Genomic DNA, 22,630 nt, shown 5'->3' on the forward strand with positions numbered 1-22,630 from the left:
TAGTCTTCTTATCACATTAATTGATGGAGGAAGTTTCAATGGCAAATTTGGAACCAAAAGTGGAACAAGGAAACAATCAAGAAAAACCAAGATCTCCATTGGCCTTATATTTTTCTCTGCCTATTATTTCTTGGGCTCTTTATGATTTTGCCAATACTATTTTTTCATCCAATATCATTACGATCTTTTTCCCTTTTTATCTACAGGAAGTGATAGGGACAAATGAAAGAATGGATCAAATTGCAAGTACATTCCTATCCTATGCAAATGCAACGGCAAGTTTTTTTCTCGTATTGTTTTCCCCGTTATTCGGGGTAATGATTGACCGGACAGGCAAAAGGAAAAAATTTATCATTCCTTTTACCTTAATAGCCGTTTTTTCCACCATCTTAATGGGCGTTTTTGCATCACTTCAAACTTCCCAAACTATGTTCGGATTACCGATTAGTTTCATCCTGGTGCTCCTGTTGTTTGTTGTAGCGAAATTTTTCTTTCATTCCTCGCTCATATTTTATGACACGATGCTTCCTGACCTGGGGACAAAAAAGGAATTGCCGCTAATATCAGGGTTTGGTATCGCAGTAGGTTATATGGGGACATTGCTCGGACTAACCGTGTACCTATATGTTGGGGATAGTGATTTTCATCGTGCTTTCATCCCGACCGGAGTGTTATTTCTTTTATTCTCCTTGCCCCTGTTTTTCATCTTTAAGGAAAAGCCTAAAGAAATACAAGAGAAAAAGTCATTTTTCAGTGGCTATAAAGAGATATACCAGACATTTAAAGAGATGCGTTTGTATCGGCCTGTCTTTCTCTTTATGATTGCATATTTCTTTATCAATGATGCAATTGCAACGGCGATTGCGATGATGGCTATCTATGCGAGGGCAATCGGGGGCTTTTCGGCAACAGAATTTATTTTGCTTTATCTTGTTTCGACTTTTTCAAGTATCATCGGGTCATTTATCTACGGGTATATCTCAAGAAATATCGGATCAAAGCTTGCAGTAGCATCAGTAGCCGGGCTCTTGATAGTGGCATTGTGTTTTGCCGTTTTTGCCATTGTTCCTTGGATGCTTTGGCTTGCAGGAAGTTTATTTGGAGTCGCTCTCGGTGCAACATGGGTAACGTCCAGAACATTTATCATTGAGCTGACACCAGAAGGAAAAAGAGGGCAGTTCTTCGGGCTCTTTGCCTTCTCCGGTAAAGTTTCATCAATTGTTGGACCGCTGTTATACGGAACCATCACCTTAGTCCTTGCAGGGTATGGAAACCTCGCAAGCCGAACAGCACTTGGCTCCCTAATCATCCTAGCCTTCATCGGCCTAATCATCACCCTGAGAGTACCATACAAAAAAGAAGCGTAAGTTAGCTTCTTTTTTTTTATCCCTAAGCATTTTATTTTAATTATCTATTTATAATAAGTATAATCTAGTTGACAGTAAATAATGATATGAATATAATATAAAATGTATTAAATAATAATTATTATAAAAAGATAATTCATATAAAAACAAAAGGGAGAGAGTAGAATGAAATTAAGAGAACAAATGCCCGAACTAACAGGCGCGACGGAATGGATTAATGAAGAAATAACAATGGACGAGCTAAAGGGGAAAGCGACCCTAATCCATTTCTGGTCCGTTAGCTGCCATCTTTGTAAGGAAGCAATGCCTGAAATCAACGAACTGCGTGACGAATATGATGACGACTTGAATGTAATTGCTGTTCACATGCCACGTTCTGAAGATGACCTTGATATGGGCGTAATCCGTTCCATGGCAATGGGGCATGACATCACACAACCGATTTTTGTAGACAGTGAACATAAACTAACGGAAGCATTTGAAAACAAATACGTACCAGCTTACTATGTATTTGACGAGGAAGGAAAACTTCGTCATTTCCAAGCAGGCGGAAGTGGAATGAAAATGCTAAAAAAACGCATCAACCGCGTTTTAGGCATAGAAGAAAAATAATGAGTAATTAAAACCATAGTTGATCGTAGTGGAAAGCGAAGCGCCTGCAACGAAGATCAACAGTCTAAGAGAAACCATAAATACGGTTTCTCTTTTTTGTCTGAATAAAAGCATGAACTCCCCACATATACATAGCTATAGAGTTTTATCGAGAATATAACTGGGGAGGAGGCTGATGAAAAAAAAGCATACAAACCCATGGGAAACGATGAACGATAAAATTGACGAGGTATTGGGAGATAAGTTTTGGAAAGACATGCTCCCGGTCATGCCAAAAAGAATCCCTCTAATCGACATCATGGAAACAGAAGATAAAGGACTAATAATAATGGAACTTCCCGGATTAAAATCTGCTGAAGACATCCAAATCTCCGTCAAAAACAATCAGTTATTCATTAAAGGCAGCATCCCGTACCCATACCCGATACCAAGAGAAAACCTACTCCAAGGAGAAAGGTTTTTTGGTGACTTTCAGCGTGTTGTTCAAATACCCTTTTCATTTGTACCAGAGAAATTGACAGCACAATACAAGCAAGGTTTACTAACGCTCATTTTTCAAAAGAATGCACAAGATGTTTCGGTGGAGATAGATTTTATAGAATAAATTTACTTTGTAAGGAGGGGGCGGCTTGAAGTTTGAGGTGAAAGATTTCAAAGTGGATATACTGATGAACTCATCCTCTTTAAATAAAGGCAAAAACGTAAGTTGGAATACGAAGTCAACCCAAAAGGAAAATCAAGGTTTTGGAATACTTTCGGGTGAAAGAAACACTATCCGACAATCAAGTAATACAGTAAAAAGCCAAGGTGACGGCAACGAACAAACATCTTCCTAATTGGTTGTGATGATTTATGTCTAACAATGATGAAATGGTAAAAAGGCTTGAAGAGCTGGAGCAAAAAGTGGAGCAACTTACAACACTATTTTACAAGATGAATGATACAAGGCAACAGGTTGTCCACTATCATATTAAAACGCTGGAGATTCAAAACGCACAAATTGAAAAGCTTCACTATCATCTCGATAGTATTGGCATAGAACAGCTTAGCGGTACGTTAAATATTGGTAATAATTTTGACGCTAAACAGCCAACTCCCATACAGAAACCCACGTTGAAAAAAGATAAGGAATCCAAAGAAAAAATCAGTACATCGTATCGTCCTTTAAAAAAGCAGAACAACCAAAGCGAGGAAAGCCGTCATATAAGTGTTACAAATAGAAAAAACGGGTTTTTTGTTAAGATAAATGGGAAGGAGGAGAGTTGATGAGTGATTATTCGCCTAATTTCTTCATAGGAAGCATCCGGATCGGAGTGGTGGAAAGTGCTTCTTGCATTAACATGGGGAACAATTACCCCTCCCAGTTTCAAAGTCATAAAAAGCATAACCAGGGGGTAGGAAATATAAGTGGCGATGAAAATGATATTCATGGAACGAAAAGCCAGGTTAGTGACTCTTCCTTTATTGATATGTTTGAACAATCAGATGATACGCAAGAATTGCCGCAATGGCTACAAAATGTGATAAAAGAAAAGGAGGATATGCAAGACGGAGAAAACCCCGATTAATTGCTAGATTTATTCTGTACCGGCATATCCACCACATCAGGGTCATGAACGATATTTACATTGGAATCGGAATCATTATATTCTCCTGCCACCACGCCAAACCCCATATTCGTTTTTTGGTAGGTCCTCCAATTGGCCTGCATGTTTTCTCCTGTAAATATCCCGGAACAATTCATAATGGACATGACTTCAATTTTATCAAGCAGTATGTGAATTTGCGAAGATTGCTTTCTTTTCAAATTAAAGCCCCCTTTAGAATTGTGCGGTCGGTTGCGGGTTGTTGATTTCTGGATTCGCAATGGAAGTATCAACACCGTCTGCATCAAATACTACGTTACAAACATTTGTAACTGCTACCGCTCCTATTTCAATTCCATTTCCCATATTGATTTTTCCTTGTGTGCTCCAATCAGGTTGGTTGTTTTGACCTGTAGCAATGGTAGAACTCTGACTGATGCTGTTAACGTTGATTTGATTAAATATGATGGAAACTGGCAATATGAACCCTCCAATCCGTGGCATTTCGGACTTCTTTAATGTAAGGTATTCCTTTAAAATGAATAACGTGAAGAAAGTAGGGAATTAACAGAAAATAAAAAATGTTTGTTGAAAATAAAAAACGGTATGGTAATATGTAATTACGGCACAATTAAGGAATATTTCCTTTATTTAATTTTACAACTTGAAAGGACGTGCTCCATCGATGACTCAAACAGTTCCAGCAATGGACGATACAATACGGAAACAGTTGATTGAGTTTAGAAGAGACATTCACCAGTTTCCCGAAGTAAGCGGCGAAGAATACGAAACCTCTAAAAAAATTCAGTCGCAACTGAGTAAACATGGCATCCCTTTTCAGACAGGTTTTGCCAAGACAGGTGTCCTTGGAATAATAAAGGGTGCTAAGCCTGGTCCTACAGTTGCATTAAGAGCGGATATAGATGCTCTGCCTATTACGGAGAAAACGGACCTGCCATTTGCATCTCTTAAAGAAGGAAGCATGCATGCCTGTGGTCATGATGCCCATACGACGATGCTTTTAGGCGCAGGAATTTTATTAAACCATCATAAAAATGAACTGGCTGGAACGGTACTGTTGGTCTTTCAACCTGCAGAAGAAGCTTCACCTAATGGTGGTGCGAAACCTATGATGGATGACGGAGTGTTTGATGAATATGTACCCGATGTCATTTTTGGACAACATGTTTGGCCGGATCTGCCTGTTGGCCAGATTGGTGTCCGGTCTAAAGAAATGATGGGGGCAACCGATCGATTCAAAGTGGTGATAAACGGTTCAGGTGGTCATGCGAGCATGCCGCATCAAACCAATGATGCCATCATTGCAGCTAATCATGTGGTGACCATGCTACAAACCATCGTGAGCAGAAATGTGAACCCTATTGATGCAGCCGTTGTAACGGTCGGAAGAATAGAAGGCGGATACAGATATAATGTGATAGCTGATACTGTAACGTTGGAAGGCTCCATCCGTACCTATAAAGAAGAAACAAAAGCAAGAGTAAAACAAAGGTTCTTTGAAGTAGTGGATCATGCTGCAAAAGCAATGGGTGCAACTGCTGAAATTGAATATATTGACGGTTATGAAGCAACCATTAATACACCTGAATGGGCTGAAGTTGTAAAAGAAACAGCCAATAACATACTCGGATCTGAAGAAGCTACCCCAACTGTTGACCCTTCACTGGGAGGGGAAGACTTTTCAAGATTCCTTAACCGGTATCCAGGCGCCTTTTTCTGGTTGGGCTCAGCCATAGAAGGGAGAGAAGTTCAAAAACCTCTCCATGACCCCAAATTTGAATTCAATGAAAAAGCCCTGCCAATAGGTGTGAACATGCTTGTTGAGGTCACATTGAACGCACTGGAAAAACTCCAACATAAAAACTAGGAGGTGGATATGATGGTGATAGACGTTTCAGATTTTGTTTCTTCCATATCGGATTCTTTGATCTCCTGGCGTAGACATTTACACAAATTTCCCGAACTAGGTTGGACCGAATATGAGACAACCTACCTTATTGCCAAGGAACTTGATAAGCTTGGTTATACTCTATTCTTGGGTAAGGATGCCTTAGTGTCCCAAGAAAGAATGGGCGTTCCAACTCCTGATGTCCTTCGTAACGCTGAAAATAAAGCGCTCCAAAACGGTGTGCCTATAGAATGGATGTCAAAAATGGAGAGTGGTCATACTGGTGTAGTTGCTACGCTTGATACAGGAAGGCCTGGAAAGCATATAGCGCTTCGTTTTGATATAGATGCCCTGCCAATATTGGAAAATAAAGATTCGTCAAAGGATCACTTTCCTACTTCAAATGAATTTTCATCACAATGTTTAAACGTGATGCACGCATGCGGCCATGATGGACATGCAGCAATCGGACTTGGTGTAGCTTCTTTTCTTGCAACCTATCAAGGAGAGTTATCAGGAACCTTTACCCTTCTTTTTCAGCCTGCAGAAGAGGGAAGCAGAGGGGCAAAGGCAATGGTCGCTAAGGGATGGTTGGATGATGTGGATGTATTTTTAAGTGGTCATATCGGAATATCATCGATGCAAATTGGAGATGTGGTAGCATCGGCACATGGATTTCTTGCTACCTCCAAACTTGATGTATCGTTCAACGGAAGATCCGCCCACGCAGGGGTGGAACCCCAAGAAGGAAGGAACGCCTTGCTTGCTGCAGCCTCCGCATCCTTACACCTACATGCTATCCCAAGGCACTCAGGCGGTGAAACGAGAATAAACGTTGGGACGCTTCAAGCGGGTAGCGGTAGAAATGTCATCCCGGATCACGCGGTTATGTCATTGGAAACACGCGGGGAAACAAGCATCCTCAATCAATACATGGAGGATGAAGCCACTAAAATCATTCAACATTCCGCTGCTATCTATGGTGTGGAATGTGACATTCGGATTGTGGGTAAAGGAGTGGAAGCCACATCAGAGCAAGGATGGAAAGAATTTTTGGAAGATGCAACAAAGAGCAGCAAGTTGGTGAAGATGGTGAAAGAAACGTTGCCCCTTAAGGCATCAGAGGATGCAGCTTATATGCTCAATCATGTTAGAGACCGAGGAGGGAAAGCCACTTATTTCATCTTCGGTACCCCACTTGCAGCTGGCCATCATCATCCATTATTTGATTATGATGAAAAGGTTCTTGAAGTGGCACTTGACGTATATATCTCCTCTATTCTATCTTTATCCTAGAATAGAAAAGTGTGGTATATCTGCTTTATTATGAGGTGAAGAAGTGAAAGTTAAAATAGGTATAATCGGTCCGAGTGATTCCATCGAGAGAATCATGTTAGTGGGAAAAGAATTTAAGAGTGTAGACATGTTTTCTTTTCCATATACAGCTCTAGAAGAAATCGATTTAATTATCAATAACAACAGGGGATCAGTCGATCAATGGATGTTTTCTGGTCAAGTTCCCTTCACATATGCAATGTCCCTGGATTTGCTGAAAGAAAATGAGGGTGGATTCGCAGAACTTTATGGTTCTAGTTTTCTTGGCACCCTTTTGGAAGCCCAAGTGAAGGAAGAGAAGATTCTTAAAACAGTTAGCCTAGATACAATAAGACAAGACAGAATTGAGATGAACAGAAACTTTTTCTCTCTTCAAGCAATCAACTTCCACTCCTATTCCTATGAGGGGATTGTAGCGGTAGAAGATTTGGTCTCTTTTCATCAAGAATTATATGAAAATAAAAAAATAGAGGTAGCCTTTACCTGCATTCAAGCAGTCTATAGAAAGCTGAAGAAACTAAACATCCCTTGCTACCGGGTCATTCCTTCTGACCTTGCCATATTGTCTACATTGGAAATACTGATTGAACGGGCGCATTCATTGCGTTACAGGAAATCACAGATTGCCATTCTAGGTATTGAAGTCATCCATACCCAAGCTTCGTTAGAAGAAATGCATTACTCTCATAAAATGAAAATCAAGGAGCTGGAATTAAAAAGATTGATGCTCCGATTTGCAGAAGAGGTAAATGGTTCTTTTGTACAGTTTGGTGACGGGCTTTTCTTCCTCTTCACAACAAGAGGGGAGCTTGAGTGGCATATTGAAGGAGAGTCCTTACTTCAATTGGTAGAGGATATTAATGTGCAAAGCGGCTTGAAAGTAAGGCTAGGCCTAGGGTTTGGTGAGACAGTACTTGCTGCAGAAGAAAATGTACGTCAAGCTTTCCACCATGCAAGAGCGCAGGGGTCCTCCACACTTGTTTGTGTCAATGAGGATAGAGAAATCACTGAATTCTTTGGATCGACTGATAAACTTTCCTTTCAATCCCGTTCACTTGGGGAAGAGTGGGAAGAAAAGCTTAAGGATCTTTCTATCAGCCCTACCATCGTTTCTAGAATAAAGTCATTAGCCCACTACTATCAAAAAGATGTCGTCACATCACAGGACTTGGCAAGTTGGCTGAAAAGTACAGAAAGAAATGCACGTAGAATCCTTACTGAAATGGAACGGTCTGGGCTTATAAAAGTTTCAGGAGAAGAACAATCCGGACACCGTGGCAGACCAAGAAAAATATATCAATTATCGTTTCTGTGAATAGGTGGGAAATCTTAGTTAGATTTCCCAGTTTTCAAAAACGGATGAAATGACTGAAAATTTATTTTATTATAAATGGAACAAATCTTTTGACTAGATTGCCCACGATTATTAAGCAGTAATTTCGGAACAAAAAAGGAACTATACCTAAAAGGAGTGAGGAGAATGAGTCAATTACAAACACAGCAAGAGAAATCCACCTCTATGCTTGATAGATTCTTAGGGGGCGTCGAGCGGATAGGCAACAAACTACCAGATCCTTTTATGCTATTTGTCTATTTATCTCTATTCATCATAGGAGTTTCTTTTGCCGTCAATCAATTTGGAGTAACGGTTGAACATCCTGGTACTGGAGAAGAACTGGCCATTAAGAGCTTATTGTCAGGGGAAGGAATTGAATTCATTCTGACCTCCATGCTTACCAACTTCACTGGGTTTGCTCCTTTAGGTCTAGTGTTGGCAATGATGCTCGGAATAGGTCTTGCTGATAAAGTGGGATTAATTGAAGCGGGTATCAAAAAGACCATTTTAAATGCACCAAAAGCATTGATCACTTATGCGGTGGTTGGTACAGGTATTTTAGGAAACCTTGCATCTGATGCAGCGTTTGTTATAGTACCGCCCCTTGCTGCCATGATCTTTTATACGGTTGGCAGACACCCTCTTGCAGGGCTTGCAGCAGGTTTTGCTGGTGTTGGCGCAGGGTTTACAGCAAATGTCATAGTTGCCGGTACGGATGCATTATTGTCTGGCATTGCGACAGAAGCCATTAAACCTTTTGATGAGTCGTTAATCGTCACACCTGTAGACAATTATTATTTTATGGTTGTCTCTGTGTTTATACTTGCGGTGGTAGGTGCTTTAATTACAGAAAAAATTATCGAACCGCGTCTTGGCACATATAAAGGGAAAGTAGACAAGGAACTAGAAGAACCAAACCCTCTTGAAAGCAAAGGATTGAGAAATGCTATTCTGGCTGGACTTGCTTACTTGATCCTGTTGGCAGTTGGAGTATTTTGGCCTGATTCCATATTAAGAAATGAAGACGGTGGACTTGTTCCTTCCCTTTTCCTTACTGCCATCGTACCCATCACCCTATTCTTTTTTATCGTGGTAGGTGTAGCTTATGGGGTGACAGTAGGGAAAATTAAAAATACGGCAGATGTGCCAAAATTGATGACAGAATCCATGAAAGATATGGCGGGATATATCGTCCTCATTTTCGCAGCGGCACAGTTTATCGCATACTTTAACTGGTCGAACCTTGGAATATGGATTGCTGTTAATGGGGCAGGATTCTTAGAAAGCATGAACCTGACAGGAATTCCAGGAATTATTGGTTTTGTTCTTCTTGCAGCCGTGTTGAACCTGATCATTTTCAGTGGATCTGCACAATGGGCTCTGATGGCTCCAATATTTATCCCTATGTTTTGGATGTTGGATTATCACCCTGCATTTATTCAGGCGGCATTCCGTATCGCAGATTCGTCCACAAATATTATTACGCCATTGAATCCCTATATTATCGTCGTCTTGGCGTTTATGAAAGATTATGATAAAAAAGCAGGACTGGGGACTTTAATTGCTCTGATGTTGCCATACAGCCTTATTTTCTTAGGTGTCTGGATCATCCTGCTGGTTATATTTGCACTAGGTGGCATACCGATCGGGCCAGGTGTAGAGATGATGATTAAATAAGTTCAGGTTTAGGCAAAAGTACTATTTTACGAAAATTATTCATGAAGTTATATACCCTCACATACCATATATAAATTTGGTATTGTGGGGGATTTTTTTATGGTATCGAAGCAAATAACAGTCGCACTTGAAAACGGACTTCATTCTAAGCCAGCTCACTACTTTGTGGAGAAAGCAAGTAGTTTTGTTTCAGACATACGTGTAGTAAGGCACAATAAGGTAATTGACGCAAAGAGTTTCCTCGGATTATTGTCCCTGGGAATTTCTAATGGCAGTGTCGTAACAGTGAAAGCGGAAGGTTCTGATGAAAAGGAAGCAGTAGATTGGTTGACCAGGTTTTTAAAAGGAGAAGACGTGTTGTACTGAAAGAGACAGGTGGATGAAGGTGTCCATCTGTTCTTATTTTTTTGTGGAAGATGAAAGGAAATTATTACATTCCTCCAACGGACAAGTTCATGTTATACTCTTCGAATGAATATATGTCCATGTTTATGTGGTGCATAAATGTGGGTAAATACCTTCGTATAACTGGAAATGGAGGAGAACACCATGAAAACTCGCGATTCCTTCTTTGATAATGCGAAGTTTATCTTAATTTTTCTTGTCGTATTTGGACATATCATTTCGCCATATCGTGCAAATGATGAGTGGCTTGTGTCCATCTACCATTTTATCTTTATTTTTCATATGCCGGCATTTATTCTATTGGCTGGACATTTCAGTACCAACTTTCATAAAAAAGGCTATTATGTAAAAATTATTACGAGATTACTAGTACCATATTTAATTTTGCAAACCATCTATACACTGTTTTACAGTCAGCTTTATGCAGATCCTTCCATGACTTTGGAGTACTTTACACCAAGATGGGCTATGTGGTTCTTATTAAGTATGATTGCCTGGAAACTGATGTTGCCACTGTTCGGGAAATTACAGGCGAGATACAGTATACCATTGGCAATACTACTGGGTGTCGTAATTGGGTTTGTTGATATTCCGGAAAGATTCTTAAGCTTGGACAGAACGTTTTATTTCTTTCCATTCTTTTTGATAGGGTACTATTTAACAAGAACAGACTTATTTGAGAAATTGAAAAACGGTGCGTATCGTGTGTATGCAACTGCATTTCTTGTCGTGCTGTTTGCTGGAATTTACGTTTGGTTAGGTGGAATTGACGGAGCGAGTATCCTTTATGGGACTTACACTTTCTCTTCTGTGACCGATCTGTTGATTCGGATTGGCATATATGCAGGCAGCATGCTTGTAACCATTGCATTTTTCGCACTCGTGCCTAAAGATAAATATATTTTTACAGGCATCGGACGAAGATCGTTCTATGTGTATATCCTACACGGCTTTATCATCAAATGGTTCTTTGAAACAAGTTTCGGCCAAGCCGTCAATTCTCCTGCAGGATATATGTTGCTGCTGTTATTGAGTATTCTGGTGACGGTGATAACAGGTAATAAATACGTGGTAAAAGCCATTCAGACGCCATTTGGGTATTTGAAGGAAAGTTTGTCGTTGAAGAATGGTTAATAAGTGAGCCGCCCCGGTAACTTTTATGGTTGTCGGGGCGGTATTTTTGTTGGATAGGAGAAATTATAATATGAGCGTATTGTGTAGTAGTCTTTATGCTGATTCTTCAGGGGGCGTGATGAAGACCTGTGTGACCAGGGAAAAGGTGGGGGGAGGTCCTCATGGTCGATATGAAGACCTCAGTTATTAGGGAAAAGGAGTCGGGAGGTCCTCATCGCGGTAATGAAGACTTCTGTGGCTAGGAAAAAGGAGTCGGGAGGTCCTCATCGCGGTAATGAAGACTTCTGTGACCAGGAAAAAGGAGTGCGGATGTTCTCATCGTGGTTATGAAGATCTCTGTGACTAGAGAAAAGGAAGAGAGAAGTCCTCATCGCCGGTATAAAGAAAGAACTAAATGAATATAGCCGCTTTTTAGGTGTGAAAAAATGGTTCGGACAAAAATCATCTTGCTTCAGACAAAAAAATCTTGAAAAACTGGAAGGTTCGGTCAAGTTTCTGAGGTCTTCGGTCAACTTTTACCGGTGGTTCGGCCATATCAAATTAAATTTTGGTTCGGTCAAATATCGAAAAACTTCGGTCAACTTTCCCAAAACTTCGGTAAACTCTGCGAAATCTTTGGTCAACTTTCAAAAATCTTCGGACATTTGCTTTGGACAGCCCAATATACCAACCAAGTTACCTCAGCATCCTGCGCTATTCAGTAGCAATAAATCCTTATTACTGAAAAGCCTTTTCCCATTCGCTCAAATGTAATACACCTAATTCAGGTTTTGGTTCCTGGTCGATTAGAGCGAGATACTCCAAACTATTGCCGTCAGGATCTGAGAAATAATAGCAGGCTGCCGGCATCCATGCGTGGACAACGGGTTGGCTTGCGTCCAATCCAAAGCTTGGGGAAAGCGCAATACCCTTTGCATCTAAAAATGTTGGAATGCCCAGCAACTGTTCGAGCGTGACCTTAAAAGCAAAATGGGAGCGAACAAATTCATGCTCATTAACCTCCCAAACCCCCAACATCTGTTGTTTCTTATCTGAATCACCTAAAAAGAAAAATGCTACTCTCCGCTCCTCTAAAAAGTATGCAAGCTCCAACCCTAGGCTTTTATAGAAAGCTACCGCCGACTTCAAATTTACCGTTTTCACATGCGTTTCATATAATTCCGCGTTTTTCATTGAAAGTTACCTCCTAATATTTTTTAACTACTTTTATTGTATAGGAGTTTCTAGACCAGACCTCCGGAATAAGTGTGGAGATCCCATTCTACTTGAGACGGAAAAAACACACAACCAAATGTGGTTATGTGCCTTTATCACAATATATTATGGAGTTTGTTTATCTAATTGTTTCGGAGCGATTTTGACAGTACGATAGTTGTTCACAACCCATATCCCTAACAGTGAGAGGACGGTGGACATCGTAATTATGGCAGGTAACCAATCGGTGATTCTTGCAATCAGACTATATAAGATTCCAAAACTGACCATGGTAAGAATCACACTGACAAAATGAACTTTTTTGTTCAAGTATGCCATTAAACTGCCACCTGAAAATACAAGCATACCTAACAAGAATAGCGCAATCACTGGAAAAAGATATTCCATGTCTTGCATAACCTCCGTTATGATGGTTTCTGTTTCTTTATCTATAGTATATCATAAAAGTGATAAAAGATTCAGAAATCGGAAAGTAGGTCGGTTATGAAAGTCAGAAAAGCCGTTGGGGCAATTGTAACGATTGGTGAAGATTATGTTTTAATTTTGAAAACAAAAATACATACAACAGAAGGAAAAAAAGAAATTGAGGGAGAATGGGATTTTATAAAAGGCGGGGTGGAGGAAGAGGATTCTTCTCTTGAGGAAGCTATTTTAAGGGAATTAGAGGAAGAGACGGGAATGAAGGTATTTCTAGTTAAGAAAGAATTTGAAGAAAAAATAAGCTTCAAATTTCCTAAAGAAGTAGCTGACAAGATCGGATATCATTCCCAAGAGACAACCATGTTTCTTGTTGAATATAGAGGGGAAAACAAAGATTGGTTGCCACAAGATGACGAGGTCAGTGAGATTGGTTTTTTCAAAAAAGAAGTGGTGCTTAGAAAGCTTGCACACGAGGAAACAAGGAAATATTTCAAAAAGCATTGTTTGAATTAGGATTGACAATATGTAAAAGGGAAAATATACTAATAGTGCAAGACGATACGAGAAAAGGAAGGTACTAGGTGCGATGTGGAATTAATCTATTTTTTAGGAGTGAACTCATGTGATTAATAAAATGAGAACCCTGGAGAATTGGATTAGTCTGCCCGTTTTTTACCTGCCATAAGTATCGATGTATAGTTTCTTCGCTATCCGTGATGGATTAGTGTTATTTTGTGATACTTACTTGTAGAATAGGCGTTGTTTGCATATGCAATCGACTTTTCTTTTAAACCTCTCCAGGATTCCGGGGAGGTTTTTTGTGAGTGTGCCAGGCATGGCATCTATCTAGGTGGTGAAAGTCCACTGTGGGGGTACACATCGACCAACCACTAAGGAAGCGCAAGGTACTTACCGTGAGGTAAGGGCGGGAGGAAGCGTGGAATAAAATCTTGGCTCGACGAACAGAAATCTGATACTAAGGCTCTTCAAAGGGATGAGGCTCCTCAACAAGTCAAAGTCCAAAAGATGTGCGTAACTTTGTAGGGTAAATCAGGCGAGTAAAAGAGGAAAGATAGTTGTCTTACCCTGGGAGGTCTTGCGGATGTACCAAGGTACAGTCGAAAAAGGTTTGCCGCAAGAAGTCAGCCGAAGCCATAGTAGTGGAATTATTCCATGAAGGGCTGAACAATTTATAGTGTTTCGACACCACGAATGCGTAAGTGAAGTGTTCCGAATGTGTTAATGGTGAACGTATGAGCGTATCTCAGAGGATAACCAAAATGGAATAATCACTTACTACGTGAACGGATAGGAGAAACGAGTGTGGAACTTTTAGAACAAATACTAAGTAATCAAAACATGAATGAAGCTTACCTTCGTGTCTATAAAAACAAAGGTGCGAGTGGGGTCGACGGAATAACGGTCGATGAATTAAAGCAATATCTGAAAGAGCACAAAGACGAGCTGCGTCAGCGCATCAGAACAAGAAAATACCAACCACAAGCTGCCTTAAGAGTGGAAATCCCAAAAGAAAATGGCAAGATGCGCAAATTGGGAATACCAACAGTAGTGGATAGGGTAGTTCAACAAGCCATCCATCAAATACTCAGCCCGATATTTGAAAAGCAGTTCAGCGAATTTAGTTATGGCTTCAGACCCAAAAGAAGCTGTGAGATGGCAATTATTAAAAGCCTTGAATTTCTAAATGATGGACATAACTGGGTTGTGGACATTGATCTTGAAAGGTTTTTCGATACAGTCCACCATGATAAACTCATGCGAATCATCTCTAACACAATAGATGATGGAGATGTCATCTCTCTAATAAGAAAATATCTCGTCAGTGGAGTGATGGTGAATGGAAGATATGAGACCACACCAGTTGGGACTCCGCAAGGAGGAAACCTAAGTCCACTTCTGAGTAATATTATGTTGAACGAATTGGATAAGGAACTAGAAAGTAGAGGACTCCAATTTGTAAGATATGCAGATGACGCCCTAATTTTTGTGAAGAGTGAGAAAGCGGCTAATAGAGTGATGGATTCAATTGTACGGTTCATAGAAAAGAAATTAGGACTGATAGTCAACATGGAAAAGAGTAAAATCTCTCGTCCCAATGACTTGAAATTCTTAGGTTTTGGTTACTACTACGATAGTAAAAGTAAGAAATATCAAGTACGACCTCATCCTGACTCCATTCAAAAATTCCAACGGAAGCTTCGGAAATTAACAAAGCGAAATTGGAGTATACGGTTGGACTATCGAATAATAAAACTAAAACAAGTCATAATCGGATGGGTTAATTACTTTAGAACTTCAAATATGAAAACAGCAATGACTGAGATAGACCAGAAGCTTCGCTCCAGAATCAGAGTTATCATTTGGAAGCAATGGAAGGTACCGAAAAAACAAATCAAATCGCTTGTCCAACTAGGAATTCCGAAGGAAGAAGCGAAAGGGTTAACTTTCTGTCGGAGAGGTTACCGGTTCATCGGACTATCAAAAGTTATTCATAGAGCTATCTCAAACAAAAGATTAAAGCAGAGGGGATTCCCCTCTGCTTTAGAACATTATCTAAAAGTACACACTGTAATATAAATTGAACCGCCGTATACGGAACCGTATGTACGGTGGTGTGAGAGGGGCGAAAATAATTTAAGTTATTTTCCCTCTACTCGATTGATTGATACTATGGCTGCTCATTTATAAACAAAAAAACGATGATGAGGTGCATATGTATGACGATGATACTACAAGTGAAACAAATGAATAAAAGTTTTGGGGAACGGGATATTTTGAAGGATATCTCTTTTGATATAAGAAATGGTGAAAAGATTGGATTGGTTGGATGGAACGGCGCAGGGAAGACGACTTTGATGAAGTTATTGATGGGCTCGATCAAGCCAGATTCAGGAAGTATTTCTAGAATCCCAGCTACATTAAAGGTCGGATATCTGCCGCAAAGCACCGATTATACGATTAATACAGATCAGGAAATGATGGAGGAAGCCAAAGAGCTCTTGCGTACACAAAGTGAGTTGGGTTTGGTTAAATCCCTTACAAAAGATGGAGCTTCCTCTGACAACTTGAGTGGTGGTGAGAGACTTAAGCTAGCGTTGGCAAAAATTTGGACCCAATCACCACAGCTTCTTTGTCTGGATGAGCCGACAAACCACATGGACTTGAAGGGTGTACACTGGCTAGTATCAGAACTGAACAAGTTTGCTGGTGCGGCAGTCATCATCTCTCATGACAGATACTTCTTAGATAAGACGGTTTCTAAGATTTATGAAATAGAAGACTGTAAGTTGATGGAGTATGAAGGTAATTATACAGCTTATCGTCAAGAGAAACAGCGTCGTCTCGATCAGCAAACCCGTGACTATGGGAAGCAACAGCGAAAAATAAAAATGATTGAAGATCAAGTTGCCAACTTGAAGCAATGGTCGGAAAAAGCGCATAGGGAGGCAGGGAAGAGAGATAATCCTGGTGAGCGTAAGCAGATGGGCCTCAAGGAGTTCGAGCGGGTAAAAGCGAAGAAAAAGGATAATCAAATTAAATCAAAGACCAAAAGGCTGGAGCTTGAACTGTCCAAACATAAAGTGGAAAAGCCGAAGGAAGAAGTCCAGGTCAAATTTGAATTTGAAACGGACGGAAAAAGAGGAAAAAGAATTCTGGAAGCGAAAGGGCTGACCAAGCAATATGGAGATCGGCTTCTCTTTGAAAAAAGTCATTTTTATGTGAAACATGGAGAAAGAATAGGGTTAATTGGTGAAAATGGAGCAGGGAAAACCACTTTTATCAAAATGCTGTTGGAACAGGAATCTACGACAAAAGGTTCTCTGTGGAAAAGTGCTTCCCTGAAAATTGCCTATCTGAGTCAGGAAGTCAGTGACATGCCTATGGATAAAACTGCTATGGAATTTTTAGACCTTATTGGATGGGAGCGTGTATCCAAAGCTCGCACGATTTTTGCGAATATGGGAATGCATGAGGAAAAGCTCACTAAACCTCTTGAAACTCTGAGTCTTGGGGAAAAGACAAGAGTCAAGTTGGTCCACATGATTATGCAGGAATATGATGTTTTAATCCTGGACGAACCGACCAATCATCTGGACTTACCAAGCAGGGAGCAGATGGAAGCTACTTTGTCTACGTTCAATGGTACGCTCATCGTTATCTCCCATGACCGCTATTTTATGGAGAAGCTATGTGAAAAGCTGCTGGTGATTGAAAATAAAAGAATCAAACGGGTAGAAACAGGCCTAAAAGAGTATGAAGAGAGTAAAAGGGAGCAGGTGTCATCTTCTGAAAAAGAAGCCAGAGAAAAGGTTGCGATTTTGGAGGCCAGGATTACCGAATTATTGGGGAAAATCAGCATGGTAAATAGGGATAGTCAAGAATATTCCGATATTGATAATGAGTTACTCAAGTTAATGCAATTAAAAAAAGAATTGGCGTAATAAGTGAAGAGGCTGACATTAGGTACAATAATACCCTAATGTCAGCCTTTTTCATTAATCATCATGTAGCTGGAGGTGCAGCGCTGTTTTGTGAACTTCTTCTTTTCTGGATGGCGTTCATTCCCATCACCACTGCTACTAATTCTTCCGTCTCTAAGTCCGTTGTGTAGTCGGATAATTCAAATGCCGCTGACTCAAAGAAGCTATCTGTTCTTTTGAATTCTGCAGCCAATTCATCGTTTTCATCAAAAAGTGTATATTCCCTTGAAAACGCGGGACTTTCCAAGCGATAAATTCCACGACCGTGGGCTTTGTATTCATAAATGGATTTGAAGAATGCGAACCGTTCACGAAGCTCTCCTAACTCTTTTTCTTCATGATCCTTTATATACCACTTATTCGAGAAAAAACCGAAACTTCCACTTAAAATTATTTTCCCGTCAGGAGTTTTGATATCTACAGCAGCAGAAAAAGCACTCCTTAAATCTAACTTTCCAATAATCTTTTGATCCTCGTTAGATATCTCCGTTTCTCCAGAAGAGAAGAAGTTATCTGAAAAATAGACAGTCTTTTTCATTCGCTGTTCCTCCTTTATTCTATATCTACTAATACGAATAAGGATGGAGATAGTTTCATATTTAATTTAGTTTAGTCTCAATTTCTGTCCTGAATAAATGGTATTGGAGGTAAGTTCATTAAGTTCTTTTAAGGCAGCAACTGATGTTCCGTATTTTTTAGATAACGAATACAAGGTGTCCCCTTTTTTTACTGTGATGGTGAAGCTCTCCGGAGAAGTGGAGAGGAAGAGTTTTTGGCCGACCTTAATGGTGTCAGTAGTTAGGCTGTTCCAGTCCTTCAGTTGCTCGACGGAAGTGTTAGCTTTTTTAGCTAAAGAGTATAGAGTATCTCCTTTTTTTACCTCGATAATGACAGGAGCTTTTACTAAAAGTTTTTGGCCGGTATAAATATTGTCATAGGTTAACAGATTCCATTCTTTTAACTTCTTTACGGTAGTTCCGTGAGTTTTTGCAAGGGAGTAGAGGGTGTCACCCTTTTTCACAACGATGTCTGTTGCTTCTTTTATAATAAGTTTCTCTCCCGCAATAATTTTAGAACTTGTTAGATCATTCATCTTTTTGAGCTCGTCGATAGTGACATCGTATTTCTTTGAAAGACTGTAAAGTGTATCCCCTTTTTTAATGGTGATAACTTCATCAGTGCTTGAAGCAAAAGCAGGTTCATAAGATGAGAACCCAAGTGCACCCGATAGGCCAAGGGTAATGGCTAATGCAAGAATGGCTTTTTGATGTTTTTTCATGTTGAACACTCCAATTTAGAATTTTTGATTACACTTACTTTGACGTAGTTGGTTGAAATTTGTCGCTTGTACATGAAAAATAGTTAAGCCCATTTTTATAAGAGGGAGATTAAAACGAAGAAGCCTGCGATTACCAACATCGCAGGCTGTCTTAAACATGATTTATGCTCTTGTTTTCCAAGCATTCAACACATTCTGTTCTTTTTCTCTATGAATTCCAGCTTTTCGCTCTTCATCCACTTTTGATGCCACCCAATCTCGGACATCTTTTACCGTTTCTTCTACGGAACGCACTTCCAATCTGTGCTGCAGCGCTTTTTCAATACTTATGGAGCTAGCGCCACGCCAAGGTTCACTGCCTTCTACTAGTGGATGCTCTTCTGGAATCCAAAGTGGCATTTCTGTCCAAGGTGCAACATTTTGTTCCAATAAGAAGCTTTCCTCTGCCCAGACAAATTCAGCATCTGAACCACTTACTGTTTTGCATACATTAAGGTAATCTTCCATGCTAACAGGTGTTGTCGGTCCTGTTACGTTAAAATTGCCGGTTATTTTTTCATCTGCCATTTTAAGTATCCACAGTGCCATGTCTCTGGCATCAATATATTGGATTTCTCTTTCTTTTCTGCCTGGCGCTAATACCTCGCCACCTTCAGCAACCCGATTGACCCAGTAGCTGAAACGATCAGAATAATCATGTGGTCCAACCAGGAGTCCAGAACGGACATGCAATACCTTGTTAGGCATATTTTGCTCTGCGGCGAGTTCACTTTCTGCTTTCAAAGCTCCATAATGGGCATTGATTTGCTCTTGTGTTCCATAGCCGATTTCTTCTATTTCCTTTTCTGTTAAGGATTGAACGGGATAGTCCTCTTTAATGTCTGTTGGAATCCAATCTTTGTAAACCGAAATGCTCGAAATAAAAGTATAATGGTCGACTTTATCCGCCAGCACCCTTGTGGATTCAGCAATTGCTTTAGGCGTATAACCGCAAGTATCTATTGCTACATCCCATTTTCCAGCTTCAAGAAGGGAAAGGTCTTTGTTGCGATCTCCTACAATGCATTCAACCTGCGGAAACAAATCTACATGATTGCCACGATTGAACATCGTAACTTCATGACCTTGCTTTAACGCTTCTTCTACTATAAATCTTCCTAAAAACCGCGTACCGCCAATCACTAAAATTCTCATATGTAGGCCTCCATGAATAGGTTATAGTTAGCTAATTCTCTATAACAGACAAATAATCCTCTTTTTTGACTTTTACGCAATTTTTTCTTTTGGAATTCTCCTAAAATACCACTTAAGAAGAGGTGGGACAACAATAATAATGAATAATAGACGTATTAATTGCAAAGAGCTGACAACAGCAGGATCTCCTCCTACAGACGTTGCTGTCAACACCATTTCAATTAGCCCGCCGGGTGCGACGCTCAAGATGGCAGTCGGCAAATCCAAACTGGTCATCGCTGCGAGAATCGTCCCAAGTCCAAAAGATACCATTATTAACGTTACCGTCAAACCAAAATAAACAACGCAATATTTACCCCCAAGCTTCAGATCTGCAAATGCTATTCCTTTTCCCATTCCAATTCCTACAGTTATCTGCGCGAGTATCAATAACAAAGGAGGAAGCGTGGCCATTTCTATAAGGGTTATGTTAAACATGGCAGTCAAGGCAAGTGGTACGATGACAATGCCAGCTGGTACTTTATTTTTCAAAAGCACCCCTCCAATTACTGCTGGAAGGAACCAAAGATAGTGCCATCCCCCAAATTCATACGTGCTCCCAATGGTGGCCGTAACATCTTGACCAATCCCATCAGATGAAAAAGTATGGACGACAATAAAAGGAACCAAGAACAACACTGTTAGTAAACGTACTGTTTGGAAAATGACTACCAAGGAACTTTTAGCATTAAGGGATTCACTTGCAATCACCATTTCGGAAAGTCCCCCAGGAATCGAACCAAATACACTCGTAATTTTATCTACGGATATCCACTTCGTAACTAGTACACTGTTTAAAATACTCACTGCAACCAAAGCAATGGTGGATAAGACATAAGGTAGTATGTACGGAGCAACCGTCAATAAGGTGTCTTTTGTAAAATAAAGGCCGAAAAACAATCCGAGAACCAAAAATCCACTTTGTTTTAAAGGATCTGGGCAGTATACCTTCCGCTTAGAAAAACCTTGATAAAGCATGATGGAAGAGAGTGCTCCGAGAACCCAAGGCAGAGGCAGGTTAGCAAGATAAAAGATATATCCTCCAATTCCGCCTAGCATATATGCTTCTATTAGTTTAAAAATAGGTATATTTCGCATGTCTAAATACTCCTTTATCCGAATAAAGCAATTGTAACATATTTTAGGGGGAGTTTGGTTTATATAAAGGGTTTCCTTGACTGTGTGGAAGTCCTCAATCGCCCAATCCATAATTTTGGGTGAAACTGGGAAAACTTCTTCCATTGACACCAGCCTCCAAAAGTCATAAAATACTAAAGTTGATTTAGTAAGAGGCACGAAATAAATAATAGGAAGAAGTGACATAATGGCACCTGAACAACGTAAGAAAATGATCATTTTAATGATAAATATGTTTATTGCAGTGGGGAGTTTCGGAATAATCATACCTATTCTTCCGGCATACTTGGATTCCATCGGTGAAGGCGGATTGGCTGCGGGGTTAATGATTGCCATATTCGCAGGTGCGCAGTTTGTCATGTCACCGTTGGCTGGAAAATGGGCCGATCAATATGGGCGACGTATTATGATTATTTTAGGTTTAGCAGGGTTGACCTTGTCCATGTTTGTTTTTTATGGATTTGATTCTGTGTGGATGCTTTACTTTTCGCGTGTTATTGGTGGAATAGGAGCAGCACTTTTAATACCCGCCCTTTTTGCTTATGTAGCGGATATCACCACGATGGATCAACGGGCAAAAGGGAACAGTTACATTTCCGCTGCCATGTCATTGGGTATCGTGATTGGCCCTGGAATTGGCGGGTTCTTAGCTGACTTCGGATTAAAAACTCCATTGTTGGTATCTGCTTTGATTTCGCTAGTGGCAACTGTTTTCTCTATTCTTGTGTTAAAAGAAAGTAGGGAGAAAGAGACGGTAATGGCACAAGAGGGAAATCCAGAGCCGATGATTAAAAAACTGGCCCTTTCGGTTAACAAACCGTATTTTATCCCGCTAATTATAACGCTTGTGATGAGCTTTGGATTGATGGCATATGAGTCTGTTCTCGGGTTATTCATTGATAATCAGTTTGGCGCAACTCCGCAAGAGATTGCCGTAATGATTACGGCTACTGGAATAATCAGTGTTATCGTGCAGCTTTTTGTAGTAGATCGAATTGTGCGGGCTATAGGAGAAGGAAATGTATTAAATATCTTCTTATGCGTAGCGGCAATCGGTTTCTTGGTTTCTTTATTTGCTTCAAGTTATGGTGTGTTCTTTGGGATCACCTTGATTATTTTCTTGGCAACTTCAATCTTGAGACCTGTCATCAATACCTTAATTTCGAAATTGGCAGGCAATGAGCAAGGATTTGCGATGGGAATGAACAATGCATATATGAGTATTGGAAACGTCTTGGGGCCAACACTTGCTGGATTATTATACGATGTGAATATCATCTACCCGTTTGTGCTTGGACTGTTCGTTTTAAGTGTGACGATCGTTGTATCTTTCACATGGCAATCGAAACAAAAGAAAAGATTGGCTCAGGTGGAAGCAAACTAATTTCTTTTAAGAAAATTCAGATAGCCTATTTACTTTTAGCTAAAAATACCATAATATGAATTGTGTAATAAAAAACGAATGGAAGCGAGGGATGTTTTT

At 40.0% G+C, this 22,630-nt stretch carries 24 protein-coding genes; 16 read left to right on the forward strand and 8 right to left on the reverse strand.

The features are described from left to right. Window positions 1–38 precede the first annotated feature (38 nt). The 6 genes from K7887_RS08010 (at window position 39) to K7887_RS08035 (ending at window position 3,547) form a co-directional block, all read left to right on the forward strand. Window positions 39–1,367 carry an MFS transporter gene (locus K7887_RS08010; RefSeq protein WP_223493018.1) on the forward strand — a complete coding sequence of 443 codons (1,329 nt, stop codon included), beginning with the start codon at window positions 39–41 and terminating at the stop codon, window positions 1,365–1,367. A gap of 165 nt (window positions 1,368–1,532) precedes the next feature. After that, window positions 1,533–1,979: a TlpA family protein disulfide reductase gene (locus K7887_RS08015; RefSeq protein WP_223493019.1), complete on the forward strand. Its 447-nt coding sequence runs from the start codon at window positions 1,533–1,535 to the stop codon at window positions 1,977–1,979. A gap of 175 nt (window positions 1,980–2,154) precedes the next feature. Continuing rightward, a complete protein-coding gene (locus tag K7887_RS08020; RefSeq protein ID WP_223493020.1) occupies window positions 2,155–2,583 on the forward strand; it encodes an Hsp20/alpha crystallin family protein in 429 nt (142 codons plus the stop codon). A gap of 25 nt (window positions 2,584–2,608) precedes the next feature. Beyond that, window positions 2,609–2,815: a hypothetical protein gene (locus K7887_RS08025; protein ID WP_223493021.1), complete on the forward strand. Its 207-nt coding sequence runs from the start codon at window positions 2,609–2,611 to the stop codon at window positions 2,813–2,815. A gap of 16 nt (window positions 2,816–2,831) precedes the next feature. After that, on the forward strand, window positions 2,832–3,245 hold the full coding sequence (gene gerPC / locus K7887_RS08030) for a spore germination protein GerPC (RefSeq protein ID WP_223493022.1): 414 nt from the start codon (window positions 2,832–2,834) through the stop codon (window positions 3,243–3,245). Next, the gene (locus K7887_RS08035) at window positions 3,245–3,547 is read left to right on the forward strand and encodes a hypothetical protein (RefSeq protein ID WP_223493023.1); all 303 of its coding nucleotides are present in this window, start codon (window positions 3,245–3,247) and stop codon (window positions 3,545–3,547) included. Before gerPC ends, K7887_RS08035 begins: the two co-directional genes overlap by 1 nt. Here the strand turns inward: K7887_RS08035 and K7887_RS08040 are convergent. Further along, the gene (locus K7887_RS08040; RefSeq protein ID WP_223493025.1) at window positions 3,544–3,786 is read right to left on the reverse strand and encodes a hypothetical protein; all 243 of its coding nucleotides are present in this window, start codon (window positions 3,784–3,786) and stop codon (window positions 3,544–3,546) included. The genes K7887_RS08035 and K7887_RS08040 overlap by 4 nt on opposite strands. Window positions 3,787–3,799: 13 nt before the next feature. Next, a complete protein-coding gene (locus tag K7887_RS08045) occupies window positions 3,800–4,045 on the reverse strand; it encodes a hypothetical protein (RefSeq protein ID WP_223493026.1) in 246 nt (81 codons plus the stop codon). A gap of 205 nt (window positions 4,046–4,250) precedes the next feature. Between K7887_RS08045 and K7887_RS08050 the strand changes: the two genes are divergently transcribed. The 6 genes from K7887_RS08050 (at window position 4,251) to K7887_RS08075 (ending at window position 11,361) form a co-directional block, all read left to right on the forward strand. Continuing rightward, entirely contained in the window at window positions 4,251–5,453 is a 1,203-nt protein-coding gene (locus K7887_RS08050; protein WP_223493028.1) for a M20 metallopeptidase family protein, read from the forward strand. 9 nt (window positions 5,454–5,462) lie between these two features. Continuing rightward, the gene (locus K7887_RS08055) at window positions 5,463–6,770 is read left to right on the forward strand and encodes an amidohydrolase (RefSeq protein ID WP_317849244.1); all 1,308 of its coding nucleotides are present in this window, start codon (window positions 5,463–5,465) and stop codon (window positions 6,768–6,770) included. 43 nt (window positions 6,771–6,813) lie between these two features. Next, on the forward strand, window positions 6,814–8,124 hold the full coding sequence (locus K7887_RS08060) for a helix-turn-helix domain-containing protein (RefSeq protein ID WP_223493030.1): 1,311 nt from the start codon (window positions 6,814–6,816) through the stop codon (window positions 8,122–8,124). Window positions 8,125–8,289: 165 nt separating this feature from the next. After that, window positions 8,290–9,822, forward strand: a complete 1,533-nt coding sequence (locus K7887_RS08065) for an AbgT family transporter (protein WP_223493032.1) — start codon at window positions 8,290–8,292, stop codon at window positions 9,820–9,822. Between the two features lie 99 nt (window positions 9,823–9,921). Then, complete coding sequence (locus tag K7887_RS08070) at window positions 9,922–10,188, forward strand: HPr family phosphocarrier protein (protein ID WP_223493033.1); 267 nt, start codon at window positions 9,922–9,924, stop codon at window positions 10,186–10,188. Between the two features lie 183 nt (window positions 10,189–10,371). Beyond that, window positions 10,372–11,361, forward strand: coding sequence for an acyltransferase family protein (locus tag K7887_RS08075; RefSeq protein ID WP_223493035.1), 990 nt, complete (start codon window positions 10,372–10,374; stop codon window positions 11,359–11,361). A gap of 717 nt (window positions 11,362–12,078) precedes the next feature. Here K7887_RS08075 and K7887_RS08080 read toward each other — a convergent pair. Together K7887_RS08080 and K7887_RS08085 are read right to left on the reverse strand one after the other, a co-directional pair. Continuing rightward, complete coding sequence (locus K7887_RS08080; protein WP_223493036.1) at window positions 12,079–12,534, reverse strand: VOC family protein; 456 nt, start codon at window positions 12,532–12,534, stop codon at window positions 12,079–12,081. 147 nt (window positions 12,535–12,681) lie between these two features. Further along, the gene (locus K7887_RS08085) at window positions 12,682–12,963 is read right to left on the reverse strand and encodes a hypothetical protein (protein ID WP_223493037.1); all 282 of its coding nucleotides are present in this window, start codon (window positions 12,961–12,963) and stop codon (window positions 12,682–12,684) included. A gap of 96 nt (window positions 12,964–13,059) precedes the next feature. Here K7887_RS08085 and K7887_RS08090 point away from each other — a divergent pair, with 96 nt between their 5' ends. The 3 genes from K7887_RS08090 to abc-f all read left to right on the forward strand — a co-directional run bounded on the left by K7887_RS08090 (window position 13,060) and on the right by abc-f (window position 17,459). Beyond that, window positions 13,060–13,509: an NUDIX hydrolase gene (locus tag K7887_RS08090; RefSeq protein ID WP_223493038.1), complete on the forward strand. Its 450-nt coding sequence runs from the start codon at window positions 13,060–13,062 to the stop codon at window positions 13,507–13,509. Window positions 13,510–14,319: 810 nt separating this feature from the next. Next, the gene (ltrA, locus tag K7887_RS08095) at window positions 14,320–15,594 is read left to right on the forward strand and encodes a group II intron reverse transcriptase/maturase (RefSeq protein WP_223489544.1); all 1,275 of its coding nucleotides are present in this window, start codon (window positions 14,320–14,322) and stop codon (window positions 15,592–15,594) included. Window positions 15,595–15,734: 140 nt separating this feature from the next. Then, window positions 15,735–17,459, forward strand: coding sequence for a ribosomal protection-like ABC-F family protein (gene abc-f / locus K7887_RS08100; protein ID WP_223493039.1), 1,725 nt, complete (start codon window positions 15,735–15,737; stop codon window positions 17,457–17,459). Window positions 17,460–17,520: 61 nt separating this feature from the next. Here the strand turns inward: abc-f and K7887_RS08105 are convergent, their stop codons facing one another. From K7887_RS08105 to K7887_RS08120, 4 genes are all read right to left on the reverse strand, one after another. Further along, entirely contained in the window at window positions 17,521–18,036 is a 516-nt protein-coding gene (locus K7887_RS08105) for an LURP-one-related family protein (protein WP_223493040.1), read from the reverse strand. Window positions 18,037–18,102: 66 nt separating this feature from the next. Further along, entirely contained in the window at window positions 18,103–18,777 is a 675-nt protein-coding gene (locus K7887_RS08110) for a LysM peptidoglycan-binding domain-containing protein (protein ID WP_223493041.1), read from the reverse strand. Between the two features lie 162 nt (window positions 18,778–18,939). After that, on the reverse strand, window positions 18,940–19,971 hold the full coding sequence (locus K7887_RS08115) for an NAD-dependent epimerase/dehydratase family protein (protein ID WP_223493042.1): 1,032 nt from the start codon (window positions 19,969–19,971) through the stop codon (window positions 18,940–18,942). Between the two features lie 72 nt (window positions 19,972–20,043). Then, window positions 20,044–21,108 carry an AbrB family transcriptional regulator gene (locus tag K7887_RS08120; RefSeq protein ID WP_223493043.1) on the reverse strand — a complete coding sequence of 355 codons (1,065 nt, stop codon included), beginning with the start codon at window positions 21,106–21,108 and terminating at the stop codon, window positions 20,044–20,046. A 226-nt stretch (window positions 21,109–21,334) separates the two neighbouring features. Here K7887_RS08120 and K7887_RS08125 point away from each other — a divergent pair, with 226 nt between their 5' ends. Further along, window positions 21,335–22,531 carry an MFS transporter gene (locus K7887_RS08125; protein WP_223493045.1) on the forward strand — a complete coding sequence of 399 codons (1,197 nt, stop codon included), beginning with the start codon at window positions 21,335–21,337 and terminating at the stop codon, window positions 22,529–22,531. The last annotated feature ends 99 nt before the right edge of the window (window positions 22,532–22,630 follow it).

Source organism: Sutcliffiella horikoshii, assembly GCF_019931755.1.
GTDB lineage: Bacteria > Bacillota > Bacilli > Bacillales > Bacillaceae_I > Sutcliffiella_A > Sutcliffiella_A horikoshii_E.

What these genes read in the sequence shown, in the direction of transcription:
- K7887_RS08125 (WP_223493045.1), top strand. Translation starts at nt 21,335, where the DNA reads ATGGCACCTGAACAACGTAAGAAAATGATCATTTTAATGATAAATATG.
- K7887_RS08065 (WP_223493032.1), top strand. Translation starts at nt 8,290, where the DNA reads ATGAGTCAATTACAAACACAGCAAGAGAAATCCACCTCTATGCTTGAT.
- K7887_RS08090 (WP_223493038.1), top strand. Translation starts at nt 13,060, where the DNA reads ATGAAAGTCAGAAAAGCCGTTGGGGCAATTGTAACGATTGGTGAAGAT.
- K7887_RS08020 (WP_223493020.1), top strand. Translation starts at nt 2,155, where the DNA reads ATGAAAAAAAAGCATACAAACCCATGGGAAACGATGAACGATAAAATT.
- K7887_RS08085 (WP_223493037.1), bottom strand. Translation starts at nt 12,963, where the DNA reads ATGGAATATCTTTTTCCAGTGATTGCGCTATTCTTGTTAGGTATGCTT.
- gerPC (WP_223493022.1), top strand. Translation starts at nt 2,832, where the DNA reads ATGTCTAACAATGATGAAATGGTAAAAAGGCTTGAAGAGCTGGAGCAA.
- abc-f (WP_223493039.1), top strand. Translation starts at nt 15,735, where the DNA reads ATGACGATGATACTACAAGTGAAACAAATGAATAAAAGTTTTGGGGAA.
- K7887_RS08115 (WP_223493042.1), bottom strand. Translation starts at nt 19,971, where the DNA reads ATGAGAATTTTAGTGATTGGCGGTACGCGGTTTTTAGGAAGATTTATA.
- K7887_RS08070 (WP_223493033.1), top strand. Translation starts at nt 9,922, where the DNA reads ATGGTATCGAAGCAAATAACAGTCGCACTTGAAAACGGACTTCATTCT.
- K7887_RS08080 (WP_223493036.1), bottom strand. Translation starts at nt 12,534, where the DNA reads ATGAAAAACGCGGAATTATATGAAACGCATGTGAAAACGGTAAATTTG.
- K7887_RS08035 (WP_223493023.1), top strand. Translation starts at nt 3,245, where the DNA reads ATGAGTGATTATTCGCCTAATTTCTTCATAGGAAGCATCCGGATCGGA.
- K7887_RS08120 (WP_223493043.1), bottom strand. Translation starts at nt 21,108, where the DNA reads ATGCGAAATATACCTATTTTTAAACTAATAGAAGCATATATGCTAGGC.
- K7887_RS08110 (WP_223493041.1), bottom strand. Translation starts at nt 18,777, where the DNA reads ATGAAAAAACATCAAAAAGCCATTCTTGCATTAGCCATTACCCTTGGC.
- K7887_RS08015 (WP_223493019.1), top strand. Translation starts at nt 1,533, where the DNA reads ATGAAATTAAGAGAACAAATGCCCGAACTAACAGGCGCGACGGAATGG.
- K7887_RS08010 (WP_223493018.1), top strand. Translation starts at nt 39, where the DNA reads ATGGCAAATTTGGAACCAAAAGTGGAACAAGGAAACAATCAAGAAAAA.
- K7887_RS08105 (WP_223493040.1), bottom strand. Translation starts at nt 18,036, where the DNA reads ATGAAAAAGACTGTCTATTTTTCAGATAACTTCTTCTCTTCTGGAGAA.
- K7887_RS08075 (WP_223493035.1), top strand. Translation starts at nt 10,372, where the DNA reads ATGAAAACTCGCGATTCCTTCTTTGATAATGCGAAGTTTATCTTAATT.
- K7887_RS08050 (WP_223493028.1), top strand. Translation starts at nt 4,251, where the DNA reads ATGACTCAAACAGTTCCAGCAATGGACGATACAATACGGAAACAGTTG.
- K7887_RS08055 (WP_317849244.1), top strand. Translation starts at nt 5,463, where the DNA reads ATGATGGTGATAGACGTTTCAGATTTTGTTTCTTCCATATCGGATTCT.